The sequence below is a fragment of the Kitasatospora sp. MBT66 genome (assembly GCF_000710405.2).
Classification (GTDB): domain Bacteria; phylum Actinomycetota; class Actinomycetes; order Streptomycetales; family Streptomycetaceae; genus Kitasatospora; species Kitasatospora purpeofusca.
In genome coordinates, this window is sequence record NZ_JAIY01000006.1 from 126082 (window position 1) to 126881 (window position 800).

Annotated in this window: 1 protein-coding gene; it reads right to left on the minus strand. The window is 72.6% G+C overall.

Features of this window, described 5'->3' with window-relative positions; genetic code table 11:
* Positions 1-800, minus strand: an 800-nt coding sequence (locus BI06_RS13105) for a sensor histidine kinase KdpD (protein WP_149030405.1), incomplete at both ends; no start/stop codon positions are given.

An 800-nucleotide genomic window follows, 5' to 3' on the forward strand; every position in this document is an offset into this window, starting at 1 on the left:
TCACTACTGTCGGCGATCTCCACGACCCGGTCCGCGATCCCGTGCAACAGCGGTCGCAGCACGGTCCGGAACGCCGCGTCGTCGTCCACCACGAGCAGGGCGGCCGGGCGCGCACCGTCGTCCGCAGCACCGCCCGCACTGGTCGGCAGCCGCACGGTGATGGTCGTCCCGGCATCCGGGGCGCTCTCCAACCGCATCGTCCCGCCGAGCAGTTCGACCAGGCGCCGGGCGTACGGCAGACCCAGCCCGGTGCCGTGGCGGCCGCGCTGGTGCGGGCCGCGGACCTGGTAGAACTCCTCGAAGATCCGCTCGTGCTGGTCGGCCGGTATGCCGATCCCGGTGTCGGCGACAGTCAGTACGAGCTGCCCGGCCGCGCCGGCGCGCGCGGGATCCTCCAACCGGGCGTCCAGGGTGACCGACCCGGCCTCGGTGAACTTCAGGGCGTTGGACAGCAGGTTGCGCAGGATCCGGGCGAGCATCGTCTCGTCCCCGACGATCGGGGCACAGGCGTCCGGAACGGTCACGGTGAGCGTGACACCGGGGCGGGCGAGTCCGCGCAGCGTCCCCTCGAGGTGGGTGAGCACGGCCCGCAGGTCCAGCGGAGCCCAGGCGGGTTCGAGGTTCCCGGACTCCGCCTTCGCGACGTCCAGGAGCTCGTCGACCAAGGTGAGCAGGGTGCGCCCGGAGTCGGCGATCAGCGAGAGCTGCTGCTCGCGCTCCGCCGGTGCGGCGTCGACATCGGTGAGCAGCAGCTCCGCCAGCCCGACCACGGCGTTGACGGGGGTGCGAAGCTCGTGGCT